The sequence below is a fragment of the Pedococcus sp. P2_D7 genome (genome assembly GCF_056404295.1).
Window position 1 is genome coordinate 237,730 of the sequence record NZ_JBFUEH010000004.1, and the last position, 15,216, is coordinate 252,945.

At 70.2% G+C, this 15,216-nt stretch carries 14 protein-coding genes; 10 read left to right on the plus strand and 4 right to left on the minus strand.

Annotated elements, in window-relative coordinates; genetic code table 11:
• Positions 1–139 precede the first annotated feature (139 nt).
• The 6 genes from AC1DWJ_RS10290 (at position 140) to AC1DWJ_RS10315 (ending at position 7,532) form a co-directional block, all read left to right on the plus strand.
• The gene (locus AC1DWJ_RS10290; RefSeq protein ID WP_457253777.1) at positions 140–574 is read left to right on the plus strand and encodes a (deoxy)nucleoside triphosphate pyrophosphohydrolase; all 435 of its coding nucleotides are present in this window, start codon (positions 140–142) and stop codon (positions 572–574) included.
• Between the two features lie 180 nt (positions 575–754).
• Positions 755–2,638: a translational GTPase TypA gene (gene typA, locus AC1DWJ_RS10295; protein WP_457253775.1), complete on the plus strand. Its 1,884-nt coding sequence runs from the start codon at positions 755–757 to the stop codon at positions 2,636–2,638.
• 54 nt (positions 2,639–2,692) lie between these two features.
• Entirely contained in the window at positions 2,693–4,387 is a 1,695-nt protein-coding gene (locus AC1DWJ_RS10300; RefSeq protein WP_477620722.1) for an ABC transporter substrate-binding protein, read from the plus strand.
• A 4-nt stretch (positions 4,388–4,391) separates the two neighbouring features.
• The gene (gene mshB, locus AC1DWJ_RS10305) at positions 4,392–5,294 is read left to right on the plus strand and encodes an N-acetyl-1-D-myo-inositol-2-amino-2-deoxy-alpha-D-glucopyranoside deacetylase (RefSeq protein ID WP_477620723.1); all 903 of its coding nucleotides are present in this window, start codon (positions 4,392–4,394) and stop codon (positions 5,292–5,294) included.
• A complete protein-coding gene (locus AC1DWJ_RS10310) occupies positions 5,291–5,839 on the plus strand; it encodes a flavin reductase family protein (protein WP_477620724.1) in 549 nt (182 codons plus the stop codon). Before mshB ends, AC1DWJ_RS10310 begins: the two co-directional genes overlap by 4 nt.
• Before the next feature lie 13 nt (positions 5,840–5,852).
• Entirely contained in the window at positions 5,853–7,532 is a 1,680-nt protein-coding gene (locus AC1DWJ_RS10315) for a VanW family protein (protein ID WP_477620725.1), read from the plus strand.
• 143 nt (positions 7,533–7,675) lie between these two features.
• Here the strand turns inward: AC1DWJ_RS10315 and AC1DWJ_RS10320 are convergent, their stop codons facing one another.
• Positions 7,676–8,098, minus strand: coding sequence for a VOC family protein (locus AC1DWJ_RS10320; protein WP_477620726.1), 423 nt, complete (start codon positions 8,096–8,098; stop codon positions 7,676–7,678).
• An 81-nt stretch (positions 8,099–8,179) separates the two neighbouring features.
• Positions 8,180–9,214, minus strand: coding sequence for a GNAT family N-acetyltransferase (locus AC1DWJ_RS10325; RefSeq protein WP_477620727.1), 1,035 nt, complete (start codon positions 9,212–9,214; stop codon positions 8,180–8,182).
• A 21-nt stretch (positions 9,215–9,235) separates the two neighbouring features.
• Between AC1DWJ_RS10325 and fdxA the strand changes: the two genes are divergently transcribed.
• From fdxA to AC1DWJ_RS10340, 3 genes are all read left to right on the plus strand, one after another.
• A complete protein-coding gene (fdxA, locus tag AC1DWJ_RS10330; protein WP_056924243.1) occupies positions 9,236–9,562 on the plus strand; it encodes a ferredoxin in 327 nt (108 codons plus the stop codon).
• A 10-nt stretch (positions 9,563–9,572) separates the two neighbouring features.
• On the plus strand, positions 9,573–10,718 hold the full coding sequence (gene dapC, locus AC1DWJ_RS10335) for a succinyldiaminopimelate transaminase (RefSeq protein WP_477620728.1): 1,146 nt from the start codon (positions 9,573–9,575) through the stop codon (positions 10,716–10,718).
• A gap of 110 nt (positions 10,719–10,828) precedes the next feature.
• Positions 10,829–12,124 carry a citrate synthase gene (locus tag AC1DWJ_RS10340; protein WP_457253765.1) on the plus strand — a complete coding sequence of 432 codons (1,296 nt, stop codon included), beginning with the start codon at positions 10,829–10,831 and terminating at the stop codon, positions 12,122–12,124.
• A gap of 41 nt (positions 12,125–12,165) precedes the next feature.
• Here the strand turns inward: AC1DWJ_RS10340 and AC1DWJ_RS10345 are convergent, their stop codons facing one another.
• Together AC1DWJ_RS10345 and dapD are read right to left on the minus strand one after the other, a co-directional pair.
• Positions 12,166–13,053: a hypothetical protein gene (locus AC1DWJ_RS10345; RefSeq protein WP_477620729.1), complete on the minus strand. Its 888-nt coding sequence runs from the start codon at positions 13,051–13,053 to the stop codon at positions 12,166–12,168.
• Positions 13,040–13,972, minus strand: coding sequence for a 2,3,4,5-tetrahydropyridine-2,6-dicarboxylate N-succinyltransferase (gene dapD, locus AC1DWJ_RS10350; RefSeq protein WP_457253762.1), 933 nt, complete (start codon positions 13,970–13,972; stop codon positions 13,040–13,042). Before dapD ends, AC1DWJ_RS10345 begins: the two co-directional genes overlap by 14 nt.
• A 114-nt stretch (positions 13,973–14,086) precedes the next feature.
• On the opposite strand from dapD, the gene dapE reads away from it, so the two are divergent.
• Positions 14,087–15,175, plus strand: a complete 1,089-nt coding sequence (gene dapE, locus AC1DWJ_RS10355; RefSeq protein WP_477620730.1) for a succinyl-diaminopimelate desuccinylase — start codon at positions 14,087–14,089, stop codon at positions 15,173–15,175.
• Positions 15,176–15,216 lie beyond the last annotated feature (41 nt).

Here is a 15,216-nt window from a genome sequence, read left to right on the forward strand (position 1 = left end):
CGGGCGCCAAGGGTGGTGCTGGGTGGTGCTCCTCCGCAGGAAGAAAGCGTGCGCAATCCTTCTGCGGTTGTCGGCAGACCCTAGCGAGAACTGCGGTCGCTGGACCCGTGCGCCGCGGAAATTAACAAAAGTGAGACACATGTCCGAAATGGCAGCAGGACCGGTCCGCGAGGTCGTGGGCGCCGCGGTCGTCGACGACCTGGCCCGCCCCACGCGACTGCTGGCCGCCCGGCGCACCGAACCGCCCGCGCTGGCGGGTGGCTGGGAGTTCCCGGGCGGCAAGATCGACCCCGGGGAGCTGCCCGAGGAGGCGCTGCACCGCGAGCTGCGCGAGGAGCTCGGCGTGGCGGTGACGCTGGGGGAGCGGGTGCCCGGACCGCTCGAGGGTGGCCGGTGGCCGCTCGGTGAGTCATGGGCGATGACCGTCTGGTTCGCGACGGTCACCGCCGGTGAGCCGGCCCCGATCGAGGACCACGACGAGCTGCGCTGGCTGGCTGCCGACGAGCTGTATGCCGTGCCCTGGCTCCCGGCGGACCTCCCCATCGTCGACGCGATAGCCCCCCTCCTGCACTGAGTGAGCGCCATCAGGCTCAATCGACCCCAGGTGGCACCGAATGCGCTCACTCGGTGGTGAGTGGACGACCGGGTGGGCTGCCTGCACGGCCAGCCACGCGGCATACCGGCGTGTGGGTGTGCTCACGCGGGCAGGCGCGCGTGGTCAAGGCGTGCTCGAAAGCCTGAGACAATGGTGCTCATGCCTATGAAGACCCGCGGTGACATCCGCAATGTCGCCATCGTTGCCCACGTCGACCACGGAAAGACCACGCTGGTCGACAAGATGCTCTGGCAGGCCGGTGCGTTCGGCGAGCACCAGCACGTCGACGAGCGGGCGATGGACTCCGGCGACCTGGAGCGCGAGAAGGGGATCACCATCCTCGCGAAGAACACCGCCATCCACTACGCCGGCAAGGCGGCCGCCGAGGCGGGTCTGCCCGACGGGGCGACGATCAACATCATCGACACCCCCGGCCACGCCGACTTCGGTGGCGAGGTCGAGCGCGGTCTGTCCATGGTGGACGGCGTCGTGCTGCTGGTGGACGCGTCTGAAGGCCCGCTGCCGCAGACCAGGTTCGTGCTCCGCAAGGCGCTCGCCGCGAAGATGCCCGTGGTCCTCTGCATCAACAAGGTCGACCGTCCCGACAGCCGTATCGCGGAGGTCGTCGACGAGGTCTACGAGCTGTTCATGGACCTCGACGCCGACGAGCACCAGATCGAGTTCCCGATCGTCTACGCCTCGGCCAAGAACGGCCGCGCGTCGATGAACCGCCCCGAGAACGGCGGCCTGCCGGACGCCGAGGACCTCGAGGCACTCTTCGAGACGATCCTCTCCACGATCCCCGCGCCGGTCTACGACGACGAGGCGCCGCTCCAGGCCCACGTCACGAACCTCGACGCCTCCAACTTCCTCGGCCGCCTCGCCCTCCTGCGCGTGCACAACGGCACGATCCGCAAGGGCCAGCACGTCGCGTGGTGCAAGGTCGACGGCACCGTCGAGCGGGTCAAGATCACCGAGCTGCTGATGACCGAGGCGCTGGAGCGCAAGCCCGCCGAGTCGGCTGGCCCCGGCGACATCATCGCCATCGCCGGCATCCCGGAGATCATGATCGGCGAGACCCTCGCGGACGCCGAGAACCCCATCCCGCTGCCCGTCATCACGGTCGACGAGCCGGCCATCTCCATGACGATCGGCACCAACACCAGCCCGATGGTGGGTCGCGTCCGTGGGTCCAAGGTCACCGCGCGCATGGTCAAGGACCGCCTCGACAAGGAGCTCATCGGCAACGTCTCGCTGCGCGTGCTCCCCACCGAGCGCCCCGACGCCTGGGAGGTGCAGGGTCGAGGTGAGCTCGCCCTGGCGATCCTCGTCGAGCAGATGCGGCGTGAGGGCTACGAGCTGACCGTCGGCAAGCCGCAGGTGGTCACCCGCGAGGTCGACGGCAAGACGCACGAGCCGGTCGAGCGCCTCACGATCGACACCCCCGAGGAGTTCCTCGGCCCGATCACCCAGATCCTGGCCACCCGCAAGGGCCGCATGGAGCAGATGACCAACCACGGCACCGGCTGGGTCCGGATGGAGTTCCTCGTGCCGTCGCGCGGTCTCATCGGATTCCGCACGCTCTTCCTCACCGAGACGCGCGGCACGGGCATCGCCCACCACGTGTTCGAGGACTACGAGCCGTGGTTCGGCCCGATCACGACCCGCACCAGCGGCTCGCTCGTGTCCGACCGCACCGGTGTCGTGACGGCCTACGCCATGGTGAACCTCCAGGAGCGCGGGACGCTGTTCGTCGACCCGACCACGGAGGTCTACGAGGGCATGATCGTCGGCGAGAACTCGCGCGCCGACGACATGGACGTCAACATCACCAAGGAGAAGAAGCTCACCAACGTGCGCGCCTCCTCCTCGGACAACTTCGAGAAGATCGTGCCGCCACGCAAGCTGAGCCTCGAGCAGTCGCTCGAGTTCTGCCGCGAGGACGAGTGCGTCGAGGTCACCCCCGAGGCGGTCCGCATTCGCAAGGTCGAGCTCGACCAGACCATCCGCGCCCGTAGCGCCGCCCGGGCGCGCAACGCCTGAGGCGTGCGGCCCTCGATGCAGGCCCTCCGACCACGGAGGACCACGGTCCTGGCCGTGGGCGCAGCGACTGCTGCGCTCACGGTGTCGGCCTGCACCGGCACGGCCACTGACGGGTCCAGTGACGCCGGCCCGGCTGGTCAGCTGACCGTCCTGTCCCTGGGGCCGGTCGCCACCTGGGACCCGCAACGGATCTCGACCCCGCAGGACATCGCGTTCGCGGGCCGGGTGTTCATCCGCACGCTCACGGCCTTCCCCGCCGGCGCCGATGCCGCCCGGCAGCGCGCGGTCGAGGGCGACCTGGCCACCACGGCCGGCGCCGTGGACACCACCCTGAAGCGGTGGTCCTTCACGCTGCGTGACGGCGTGAGCTGGCAGGACGGGTCGCCGGTCACCTGCGACGACGTGCGTTACGGCATCTCCCGGTCCTTCGCCGACCCGTTCGCGTCAGAGGGGCTCAACTTCCCGCTGGCCTACCTGGACATCCCGCGCAAGGCCGACGGGTCGTCGGTCTACGAGGGGCCGTTCGCCAAGGATGCCAGGGGCCAGGCGGCGTTCGACAAGGCAGTGTCCTGCGAGGGCACGACGGTCACGTTCAGGCTCAGCACGCCGATGGCCGACTTCAACCAGGTCGTCGCGCTGCCGGTGTTCGCCCCGGTCAAGCAGTCGCAGGACAAGGCCGCAGACGGCACGTATGCCGTGTTCTCCAACGGCCCCTACCAGCTCAAGGATGCCTGGAACCCCAGTGCGGGCGGCACCTTCGAGCGAAATCCTCGCTGGGACAAGGCTTCTGACCCGATCCGGCAGGCGAAGCCCACCTCGATCGACTACGTCGAGGGCACAGAGTCGCAGACCGCGGTGCAGCAGGTCATCAACGACGCCGGCGTCCACCGTCGTGCGGTCACGCTCGACTCCGCGCCGCCGGCCATGCAGCAGCACGTCCTGACCGACGCGCCCCTCAAGGCCCGATCGGTGAACCCGTCGGCCCAGTTCGTCGACTACCTCGCGCCCAACGTCAGCACCGGCGTCATGCGCAACCCCAAGGTCCGCCAGGCACTGGCCCTCGCGACCAACCGGGAGGGCTACGTCAACGCCCTCGGCGGGGCGAGCGCGGCCACCGAGGCATACTCCCTCATCGGCCCGGCTCTGCCCGGGCACACCGACTCCGATCCCGTGGGCGCTGGTCCAACGGGGGACGCCGGCGCGGCGAAGGCAGCCCTGCAGGAGGCCGGGCTGACGCTGCCGGTGAAGATCCGGGTGTCCTACCGCTCGACGCCCACCGCCGACAAGGCCATGGCCGCGCTCGTGAACGGTTGGGAGTCGGCCGGCTTCACGGTTTCCCTCCAGCCGATTGAGCAGGACTACTTCGCCGAGGTGTCCAAGCCGACCCGCTCCGCCCAGACCGACGTCTTCTGGGCCAACTGGGCGCCCGCCTGGCCGTCGGCCTCGACCGTCATCCCCCCGTTGTTCGACAGCCGCCTCAACCTGTCCGACAGTGGCAACGGCCGTGACTTCGGTGGCTTCGTCGACTCCGCGGTCAATGCCGAGATCACCCGCATCGGCACGCTGTCCGACGCGACCGCCCGCGCCGACGCGTGGAACCGGCTCGACGCGTCGCTGGCCGAGCGTGGCGTGTTCGTGGCGCTGGCCCAGCGCAAGGCCCTGTTCGTGGCGGGCAGCTCGGTGACCGGCCTGTCGGCCAACGAGGCACTGGGCGGGTTCGTCGACCTCGCGGCCGTGGGTGTGGAATAGCGACGTGAGCCCCCAGCCCGAGAGCCTGTTGTTCGTCCATGCCCACCCGGACGACGAGACACTGACTGCGGGCCTCACCATGGCCCGCTACGTGCGGGACGGCCACCGGGTGCACGTGCTGACCTGCACTCTCGGGGAGGAGGGCGAGGTCATCCCGCCCGAGCTGGAGCACCTCGACGCCGCCCACGACGACGTCCTGGGCGCCCATCGCCTCGAGGAGCTGCGGGCCGCGATGGCTGCCCTCGGCGTCACCCACGAGGTGCTGGGCGCGGACCCCGCCGCGGGTGCGCTGTCGCGCTACCGCGACTCCGGCATGGCCGGCACGCCCAGCGCGGCGAACCCCGACGCGTTCTCGAACGCCGACGTCGACGAGGCGGCGGCGCTCGTCGCCGACGTGCTGAGGCGCCTGCGCCCGGGCGCCGTGGTGACCTACGACGAGCACGGTGGGTACGGCCACCCCGACCACGTCCAGACCCACCGCGTCACCTGCGCGGCCGTCGCCTCCCTGCCTCCCGAGGAGCGACCGGCCCTGTATGCCGTGCTGGTGCCGCAGTCGTGGGCGCGCCAGGACCGCGAGTGGCTGGGGGACCACCCTCCGACTGGCACCGGGTGGGAGCTCCCCGACCCGGACGGTGACTACCCACCGTCGGTCGTCGCCGACGAGCTGGTGACGCACGAGGTGGTCAGCCCGGAGCTGGTGCCGGTGCAGGCCGCGGCCCTGCGCGAACACGTCACGCAGGTGACCGTGGCGGAGTCCGGTGACGTCTATGCACTGTCCAACGACATCGCCGCCCGGATCCCGGGCCGCGAGGGCTTCTCCCGCCTCGACCCGACCACGGGCCTGCTCGCGCCGTCCGACGCGCAGGCGAGCGGGCGGCATACCGACCTCTTGGGCGGTGACCGGTGAGCCCCGCCGACGTTCCCCTCCCGATGTCGGCCGACGACGGTGCCGTGGCACCGGCAGCGCCGGTGGACGGCGACCAGTTCCGCCTGGCCATGGGACGGTTCGCCACCGGTGTCACCGTGCTGACCACCTTCAGCGCTGGTCACGACCACGCCATGACGGCCAACGCGCTGACCTCGGTCTCGATGGACCCGTTGCTGGTGCTGGTCTGCGTCGAGGTCGACGCACGCTTCCACGACGCGATCGTCGAGTCGGGGGTCTGGGGCGTCAGCGTGCTCGGCGCCGACCAGCGAGCGGTCGCCCAGTGGCTCTCCACGCAGGGACGGCCGTTGCACGGGCAGCTGGACCGCATCGCGCACCACCGCGGGAGCGCGACCGGGGTGGCCCTCCTCGACGACGCCCTGGCCACCCTCGAGGTGCGGACCACGGCGGTTCACCCCGCCGGTGACCACAGCATCGTGGTCGGCGAAGTAGTCTCGCTGGCGAGCACCGAGCACCCCGCAGATGCGCTGGTGTACTACCGAAGCCGATACCAGGCGCTGAAGTGAGGGGAGTCTGCCTGTGAAGGACAGCGGTTCGGCCGGGCTGCGCTTCGGCATCGCCGTCGCGGTGCTGCTGGCCGGCTACCTCGGGATGGCGTGGTTCCTCGGGCGGCACATCCCCTCCAACTCCACCGTCGCCGGGGTGCCCGTGGGTGGCATGGCGCCGAAGTCCGCGGAGGACACGCTGCGCCGTGCGCTGGCCTCGCGGGAGGGCGCCAAGGTCACGCTGCAGGCGGGCGACAAGACCTTCCAGCTGGACCCCGAGGCCGCCGGTCTCGCGATCGACTACGCGGGCACCGTCGACGGCCTCTCGGGCTTCAGCCTCAACCCCGCCGATGTCTGGAACAACCTGTCCGGCGGGTCCGCGGAGAAGCTCGAGACGAGCGTCGACCGCGACAAGCTGCGCGCCGCGCTCCAGGGCGCCGAGGCCACCCTCGACACGAAGGTCGTCCAAGGATCGGTGACCTTCCCGGCCGGCAAGGTCAAGGTCGTCGAGCCGGTGGAGGGGGCGACCCTCTCGGTGGAGAAGACCGCCGACGAGGTCGCTGCCCGCTGGCCCAGCAGCACCTCGATCACTCCACAGCTCGACAAGGTTGCTCCCGCTGTCAGCGCGCAGGAGGTGGATCGGGCGGTGGCCGAGTTCGCCGCGCCCGCGGTGTCCGCACCGGTCACGGTCAAGGTCGGAGCGAAGACCTTCGCCGTCCCGGCCGCGGCGTTCGCGCCTGCCCTGGCGATGAAGCCGGACTCGGCCGGCCACCTCGCTCCAGCGATCGACAACGCCAAACTCGTTGCGGCAGTGCGGAAGTCGGCCTCCACTGTGGGACTCGAGGCGAAACCGCGTGACGCCAAGATCACCTTCCAGGGGACCACGCCGGTCGTGGTGCCGTCCGCTGCCGGCACGACCCTCGACGAGAAGTCGGTCGTGTCGACGTTCGTCCCTGCGCTGACCTCGTCGACCCGCACCGCGACCGTCACCAGTGCGGTGGTGCAGCCCAAGCTGACCACCGCCGAGGCCGAGAAGATCAAGCCGCGCGAGGTGGTCTCGACCTTCACCACCTACTTCCCGTACAACCCGCCACGCACCGAGAACATCACCATCGCGGCGCGCACCCTCAACGGCACCTACGTCGGTCCGGGCGAGCAGTTCAGCCTCAACAAGGTGCTCGGCCAGCGCACGGCGGCCAAGGGTTACAACCCCGCGCCCGTGATCAACAACGGCCGCCTCACGACGGACTACGGCGGCGGCATCTCGCAGCTGTCGACCACGACGTTCAACGCGGCGTTCTTCTCGGGCGTACGGATCGACGAATACCTCGCGCACAGCTTCTACATCTCGCGCTACCCCGAGGGCCGCGAGGCGACGATCTCCTGGCCCGACGTCGACCAGAAGTGGACCAACGACACGGGCTACGGGATCCTCATCCAGGCCTTCGTCTCCAACGGGTCCGTGACGGTGACGTTCCACGGCACCAAGGTGTGGGACATCGAGAGCGTCAAGAGCCCGCGGCGCAACGTCGTGCAGCCGAAGACCATCGTGGACGACAAGCCCGGGTGCGTGACCCAGTCACCGAGCACCGGCTTCGACGTCACGGTCACCCGGGTCTTCAAGAAGGCCGGCAAGACGATCCGGACATCCAACTTCACCACGCACTACATCCCCGAAGACAAGGTCACCTGCACGCATCCGGCCGCAAGCTGAGCGTTCCGAGGGGTCATTGGTGTCAGCCTTCCGCCCAGGGCGTCACCAGGACCGCCGGCGCCCTCGTCTCCGACACCTCGGTCAGGGCCGCCTGATGGTCTTGTCCCACAGCTGATCGACCGGAGCGAGCCGGGCGACCCGACCTATTCGGTCTGCCTCAGGAGGTGGGCGTAGGGGTCCGGTCGTTCGGACTCGCTGCGCAGCACGCAGAACTCGTTGCCCTCCGGGTCGGCCAGCGTGACCCAGCCCGTGCCGGGTCCGTGGTGGTCGCGCAGGTCGTGCACGAGCGTCGCGCCGGCCTCGAACAGCCGCTCGACCTCCTCGTTCATGGTGCGGTCGGTCGGCCAGAGGTCGAAGTGCACGCGGTTCTTGACCGTCTTGCCCTCCGGCACCTCGATGAAGAGCACCCGTTGGCGGCCGTCCGGCGAGAAGATCATGCACTCCTCGTGACCGGGGAGGTTGGGGTCGCGGGGGTCCTCGGCGAAGCCCAGGACCTGGCCCCACCAGACCGACTGGTCGTGGGCGTTGCGCGAGTCGATGCTCGTGTGCGAGATGCGTGACGTCATGGCGTCACTCTGGCCGTTCCGGACGACTGCGCGCCAGCCGGTTTCCGGGTGCGGGTCCGGTGACGCGAGGCGTCGGGCTGGTCAGCCCTGGGTGAGGTAGGCGTACGACGAGTGGACGTCGAAGCCGAGCCGTCGGTACAGACGGACAGCGGTGTCGTTGTCGTGCTCCACCTGGAGGTGGATCAGCCCGATGTCCTCGTGGCGCAGGTGTGCTGCGAGGGCAGCGGTGAGGTGGGCGGCCAGTCCGCGACTTCGGTATGCCGGGTCGGTCCAGACCGCGCCAAGCCCCGCCCATCCGGCACCGATTCCCATGCGTGCCAACGCGATCGGTCTGGTCCCGGCGGCATCCGCAGCGCGCAGGCCGAGCTGCTGCGACAGGCCTCCGCCGGGCGTGATGCTCGCGAAGACCACGCGGGGGCTGTCCCGGAGGACCGCCTCGGTGGCGCCCGGCACGGTCGCGCGGGTGAGCCGGTAGGCCTCCAGCCACTGGGGCGTGAGCTCGCTGCCGAGAGTCACGGCCGGGCCGCCGGGATCGGCTGCGGCGATGGTCTCCCGCGCGGCCGTGAGGTTCAGGGTGCGGCTGCCCAGCAGGTAGCCCCGACCCAGGAGGAGCGCACCCAACGGGTCGTCGGCGGGATCGAAGCCCTCGGGCCCGGCGAGGGCGAACTTGGCTGGGAGTGCGCGCGCGGCATACCAGTCCTCGACGTCCGCGACGGCGTCGGCGAGGGGCTTGCCGGGGTCGCCGACGGGCACCACGGAGTTGCCGCGCTGGGTGTAGCCGGCGGAGGCGCGCAGCGCCCAGTCGCCGACGGCTGCGCGCTCGACCGCTCCCCACGCGGGCGTCATCACCCGCTGCAGGTCCTCGATCGTCAGGGCGAGGTGGGCCGCGCCTCGCCTGGACGGCTTCGGCGGCACCTCCTTGGCGGCCGTCACCCGCGCGACCTCGATCGTGACGACGCCGCGGGACGTCTCGACCTGGACGCTCTGCGTGTCGCGGGCGACGAGCGTGCCGACTGCGTCGGTGAGCGTCGCGCCGGTGGCCGGGTCCGGTGTCTCCAGCCGCCACCTGACCACGACTCGGGACCCGAGGGGGAGGTTGCTGACGTCGGCCGACATGAGCCGCATAGTATGTGCGGCATGACGTACGTGATCGCCCAGCCTTGTGTGGACCTCAAGGACAAGGCCTGCATCGAGGAATGTCCGGTCGACTGCATCTACGAAGGTGAGCGATCCCTCTACATCCACCCGGACGAGTGTGTCGACTGCGGTGCGTGCGAGCCGGTCTGCCCCGTCGAGGCGATCTACTACGAGGACGACACCCCCGAGCAGTGGGCCGACTACTACAAGGCGAACGTCGAGTTCTTCGACGACCTCGGGAGCCCGGGCGGTGCGGCCAAGCTGGGCCTGATCCCCAAGGACCACCCGCTGATCGCCGACCTGCCGCCGCAGGTCCACGACGAGTGAGCGACGCCACGTGACGAGCCTGCGGGCTCTGCCTGACTTTCCATGGGACTCGCTCGCTCCGTACAAGGAGCGGGCGAGTTCCTTCTCTGCTGGCGAGCCCGGCGGCGGGATCGTCGACCTGTCGGTTGGTACGCCCGTCGACCCGACCCCCGAGGTCGTCCAGGAGGCGCTGCGGGCCGCCGCCGACGCGCCGGGATACCCACAGACCTACGGCACGCCCCAGCTCCGCGAGGCGGTGGCGACGTGGTTCGCCCGCCGGCGCGGGGTGCCGGACCTCGACCCCGACGGGGTGATGCCGACGGTGGGCTCGAAGGAGCTGGTCGCGTGGCTGCCGACCCTGTTGGGTCTGGGGGAGGGCGACATCGTGGGCTTCCCCGGGGTGGCCTACCCGACCTACGACGTGGGCGCCCGCCTGGCAGGGGCTCGGCCGCAGGTGGTCGACGGCCTCGCCGCGTTGGGCCCGCTGACCACCGCCACGACGCCAAAGATGTTGTGGCTCAACAGTCCGAGCAACCCGACCGGCCGTGTCCTCGGCATCGACCACCTCGCCAAGGTGGTCGCCTGGGCGCGCCAGCACGGCGTCGTGGTGGCCAGCGACGAGTGCTACGCCGAGCTCGACTGGCGACCGGACGCCGGCGACGACGCCGCTCCGACGACGCCGAGCATCCTCGACCCACGGGTCTGCGGCGGCAGCCACGACGGGCTGCTCGCCGTCTACTCGCTGAGCAAGCAGTCCAACCTCGCCGGCTACCGAGCCGCGTTCGTCGCCGGCGACGTGGCGCTCGTGCGACGCCTGCTCGAGGTGCGCAAGCACGCCGGGATGATCGTGCCGTGGCCGGTGCAGCAGGCCCTCACGGTTGCGCTCGGCGACGACGTCCACGTGGCCGAGCAGAAGGCCAGGTACGCCGCGCGGCGAGCCACGTTGCGCGCTGCCGTCGAGGGCTTCGGGATGCGGGTCGACCACTCCGACGCGGGCCTCTACCTCTGGGCGACGCGGGGTGAGGACGCCTGGGCGACCGTCGACGCGATGGCCGCGCGCGGCATACTCGTGGCGCCCGGCAGCTTCTACGGCGAGGCCGGACGAGAGCACGTGCGCATCGCCCTCACCGCCACCGACGAGCGCATCGCCGCAGCGGCCGAGCGTCTCGCGGGCTAGTCGGGTCGATTCCCTGAGGCCCGCGCTGGTGGGGTAGCGTCGCAGTGCGCGGGAAGCGCCCGGTGGCACACGGATCTGGGCGCCCGCATCACGTGGAGGATGGATTTCGCATGACTGACGCAACTGCTGGCGCCACCCTGACGGCCGGGGACAAGACCCTCGACCTCCCCCTGGTCAAGGCTTCCGAGGGCAACGACGGCTACGAGATCTCCAAGCTGATGAAGGTGACTGGCAACGTCACGCTCGACAGCGGGTTCGTCAACACCGCGTCGTGCAGCAGCGCCATCACCTACATCGACGGCGACGAGGGGATCCTGCGCTACCGCGGCTACCCGATCGAGCAGCTGGCCGAGAAGTCGAGCTTCCTCGAGGTCTCCTACCTCCTCATCTACGGCGAGCTGCCCACCCAGGCCCAGCTCGACGACTTCGACCAGAAGATCCGGCGCCACACGCTGCTGCACGAGGACCTCAAGGCCTTCTTCGGCGGCTTCCCCCGCGACGCCCACCCGATGCCGGTGCTGTCGTCCGCGGTGTCCGCGCTCTCGACCTTCTACCAGGACAGCCTCGACCCGTTCGACAAGGAGCAGGTGGAGATCTCCACGGTCCGCCTGCTGGCCAAGCTGCCGACCATCGCGGCCTACGCCTACAAGAAGTCGGTCGGCCAGCCGTTCCTTTACCCCGACAACTCCCTGTCCGTGCCGGAGAACTTCCTGCGCATGACGTTCGGCTTCCCCGCCGAGCCCTACGACATGGACGAGGACATGGTCAAGGCGCTCGACCTGCTCCTCATCCTGCACGCCGACCACGAGCAGAACTGCTCGACCTCGACGGTGCGCTTGGTCGGTTCGTCCAACGCCAACCTGTTCGCGTCGATCTCGGCCGGCATCAACGCCCTGTTCGGGCCGCTGCACGGAGGCGCCAACCAGGCGGTCCTGGAGATGCTCAACACGATCCACCAGGATGGCGGCGACGTCGACACCTTCGTCAAGAAGGTCAAGAACAAGGAGGACGGGGTCAAGCTGATGGGCTTCGGCCACCGGGTCTACAAGAACTACGACCCGCGCGCCGCCATCATCAAGAAGACGGCCGACAAGATCCTCACCAAGGACGGCGTCTCCGACCCCCTGCTCGACATCGCGCTCCAGCTCGAGCAGCGGGCGCTAGAGGACGACTACTTCGTGGAGCGCAAGCTCTACCCGAACGTCGACTTCTACACCGGCCTGATCTACAAGTCGATGGGCTTCCCCGAGCGGATGTTCACCGTGCTCTTCGCGCTCGGCCGGCTGCCCGGCTGGATCGCCCAGTGGCGCGAGATGATCGAGGACCCGCAGACCAAGATCGGCCGCCCGCGCCAGATCTACACCGGGGCCACCGAACGCGACTACGTCGCCATGACCACCCGCTGACCCTCCCGCACCTTCACGTCGCGCCCAGTGCCGACGGGTGGTCAGGGGGCGAAGGTGACGGTCACGGTGTTGGCCCGGCCGCCCTTCTTCGCGTCGTGCCACTCCCAGCCGGAGGAGTTCCGCGTGCGGGTCCACTCGCGGGAGCCGACCTGCACCGACGTGGCGCCGTGCACCGAGGCCTTCGCCACGGCATACGCACCGGCACTCCAGGCGGCGCGCTCGGAACCGGCAGCCACGGTCAGGGTGCGACCGCTGACGCTGGCCTTGACGCCGAGCTCCTTCGACAGCGCGGACTTCAGCGCCGCGGGGTCGCCGGACGTGGCGTCGTCGAGGCGGCAGCCCATGCCCTCAGGTGAGTGGCCGCTGAGGGTCGAGGCGAGCAGCCGGCCCTCGGTCTCGTGCTCGGCGTACGCCTCGGGGTAGGCGCTCTTCTGCACCTCCTGCGCGATCTCGGTGATCCGCATGTTCTCGTAGCCGTCGACCTTCACCAGCGCGTCGTAGAACTTGTTGGTGGCGTAGACCGGGTCGAGGATCTGGTCGACCGTGCCCCAGCCCTGGCTCGGCCGCTGCTGGAACAGCCCGACTGAGTCGCGGTCGCCGTACTTCAGGTTGCGCAGCTTGGACTCCTGGATCGCCGTCGCGATCGCGATGGTGGCGGCGCGCGCAGGCAGCCCCCGCTTCTCGGCCACCGCCTCGATCGTGGCCGCGTATGCCGTCTGGCTGGGGTCGAAGTCGACCTTCGCCCCACCTGCGGACGCCTGGCAGCGCGGGCCGCCGAAGTTGCTGACCAGCCCTCGGCCGCCGACCACGCCGGCGACCACGAGTCCAGCGGCGAACAGCAGGAGCACGAAGCGGGTGGCCAGCGTGCGGGTCCGCGAAGGGGGCCGTTGCTCCGAGAGGACGACGCCGCCGCGCCTAGTCGTTGGCATGCAGGGCCGAGTTCAGGACGATGCCGTGGCCGTCACGCGCGCGGGCCTCCACCGTGCCGGTGACCGAGTTGCGGATGAAGAGCAGGTTGGACTGGCCAGAGAGCTCGCGGGCCTTGACCACCCGACCGTCCGTGAGCGTCACCTTCGTGCCGGCCGTGAGGTAGAGGCCGGCCTCGAGCACGCAGTCGTCGCCGAGGGCGATGCCCAGGCCCGACTCGGCCCCGAGCAGGCAGCGCTCGCCGATGCTCACGCGAGCCGTGCCGCCGCCCGACAGGGTGCCCATGGTGGACGCGCCTCCACCGATGTCGGAGCCGTTGCCGACCACGACGCCCTGGCTGATCCGGCCCTCGACCATGGAGTGGCCGAGGGTGCCGGCGTTGAAGTTGACGAAGCCCTCGTGCATGACGGTCGTCCCCGGGGCGAGGTGGGCGCCCAAGCGGACCCGGTCGGCGTCACCGATCCGCACCCCGGCGGGCACGATGTAGTCGGTCATCCGCGGGAACTTGTCGACGCCCAGGACCTGCACGGGGCCACGGGCCTGCAGCCCGGCCCGGGTCAGCTCGAACCCGTCGACGGCGCACGGCCCCTGGGTCGTCCAGACGACGTTGACCAGCACGCCGAACAGGCCGTCGAGGTTGATGGTGTTGGGGGCGACGAGGGTGTGGGAGAGCAGGTGGAGGCGCAGGTAGGCGTCAGCCGGGTCGACGGGGGCGGCGTCGAGGTCGATCTCGGTGGTGACCACCTCGCGGCGGACCTTGCGCACGTCGTCCTTGCCGACCAGCGCCTCGAGCTCGGCCGGAGTCGGTGCCTCCGACGGCCGGTCGCCGAGGACGGGCTGCGGGTACCAGGTGTCGAGGACGGCGCCACTGTCGTGGATCGTCGCGAGTCCGTGGCCCCAGGCCGTGCGTGCGCTGCTCATGGGGCCAGCCTACGAGACGAAGGGGTGTCGCCCGGACCCGCGGGTGTTCGGAAGATCTGCCGTGCCAGGACCCGGCGGATCCTCCGAAGAACTGGCGGTGGATAGGGTTCGGGCATGGCGAACTCACCTGTCGACACCGTGCCACTCGACCTCTCCGCGGACATCGTCACGCTCACTGCAGCGCTCTGCGACATCGAGTCCGTGAGCCGCGACGAGGCGGCGGTCTGTGACGCCATCGAGGCGTCGCTGGCACCCCTCAGCCACCTGGCCCTGACGCGGATCGGCAACACCTTGGTCGCCCGCACCGAGCTCGGTCGCGACGAGCGGGTCGTCCTCGCGGGGCACATCGACACGGTCCCGCTCACCAAGGAGCCCGCCAACCTCCCCACCCGGCGGGACGGTGACGACCTCGTGGGCCGGGGCACCGTCGACATGAAGGGTGGCGTGGCGGTCCAGCTCAAGGCGGCCCTGGTGGCCGAGCCGAGCCGCGACCTCACCTTCGTGTTCTACGAGGGCGAGGAGATCGACAGCCAGTTCAATGGCCTGCTCCACGTGCAGCAGCAGCGCCCCGAGCTCATCGACGACGCCGACTTCGCGGTGCTCCTGGAGCCCACCGCGAGCCAGGTCGAGGGTGGGTGCAAGGGCACCCTGCGCGTCGACGTCACGGTCAAGGGGGTCGCCGCCCACTCGGCTCGTCCGTGGAACGGCCGCAACGCCATCCACGACGCGACCGCGGTGCTCACCCGGTTGACCGCCTACGAGACCTCGACCGTGACCGTCGACGGGCTCGACTACCACGAGGCCATGAACGCCACCGGCATCCGCGGAGGCATCGCCGGCAACGTCATCCCCGACGAGTGCGTCATCACGGTCAACTACCGCTATGCCCCCGACAAGTCGGCCGACGAGGCCCTGCACCACGTGCAGGACCTGTTCGACGGCTACGACGTGGTCTGCCTCGACAACGCCCCCGGGGCCCGCCCCGGCCTCGACCTCCCGGCCGCGAAGGCCTTCGTCGAGGCCCTCGCGGTGCCGGTCATCGCCAAGGAGGGGTGGACCGACGTGGCCCGCTTCTCCGAGATGGGGATCGCCGCCGTGAACTTCGGACCGGGCGACCCCAACCTCGCCCACCACGACCACGAGCGGGTGCCCGTGGGCCAGCTCGAGTCGGCCGAGGCCGCGCTGCTGCGCTGGCTGGCCTGATCGCGCGTCACCCGAGCGGGAGGCATCTGGGCACGAGGCGT

What these genes read in the sequence shown, in the direction of transcription:
- AC1DWJ_RS10345 (WP_477620729.1), bottom strand. Translation starts at nt 13,053, where the DNA reads ATGCCAACGACTAGGCGCGGCGGCGTCGTCCTCTCGGAGCAACGGCCC.
- fdxA (WP_056924243.1), top strand. Translation starts at nt 9,236, where the DNA reads ATGACGTACGTGATCGCCCAGCCTTGTGTGGACCTCAAGGACAAGGCC.
- dapD (WP_457253762.1), bottom strand. Translation starts at nt 13,972, where the DNA reads ATGAGCAGCGCACGCACGGCCTGGGGCCACGGACTCGCGACGATCCAC.
- AC1DWJ_RS10340 (WP_457253765.1), top strand. Translation starts at nt 10,829, where the DNA reads ATGACTGACGCAACTGCTGGCGCCACCCTGACGGCCGGGGACAAGACC.
- typA (WP_457253775.1), top strand. Translation starts at nt 755, where the DNA reads ATGCCTATGAAGACCCGCGGTGACATCCGCAATGTCGCCATCGTTGCC.
- AC1DWJ_RS10325 (WP_477620727.1), bottom strand. Translation starts at nt 9,214, where the DNA reads ATGTCGGCCGACGTCAGCAACCTCCCCCTCGGGTCCCGAGTCGTGGTC.
- dapE (WP_477620730.1), top strand. Translation starts at nt 14,087, where the DNA reads ATGGCGAACTCACCTGTCGACACCGTGCCACTCGACCTCTCCGCGGAC.
- AC1DWJ_RS10320 (WP_477620726.1), bottom strand. Translation starts at nt 8,098, where the DNA reads ATGACGTCACGCATCTCGCACACGAGCATCGACTCGCGCAACGCCCAC.
- AC1DWJ_RS10290 (WP_457253777.1), top strand. Translation starts at nt 140, where the DNA reads ATGTCCGAAATGGCAGCAGGACCGGTCCGCGAGGTCGTGGGCGCCGCG.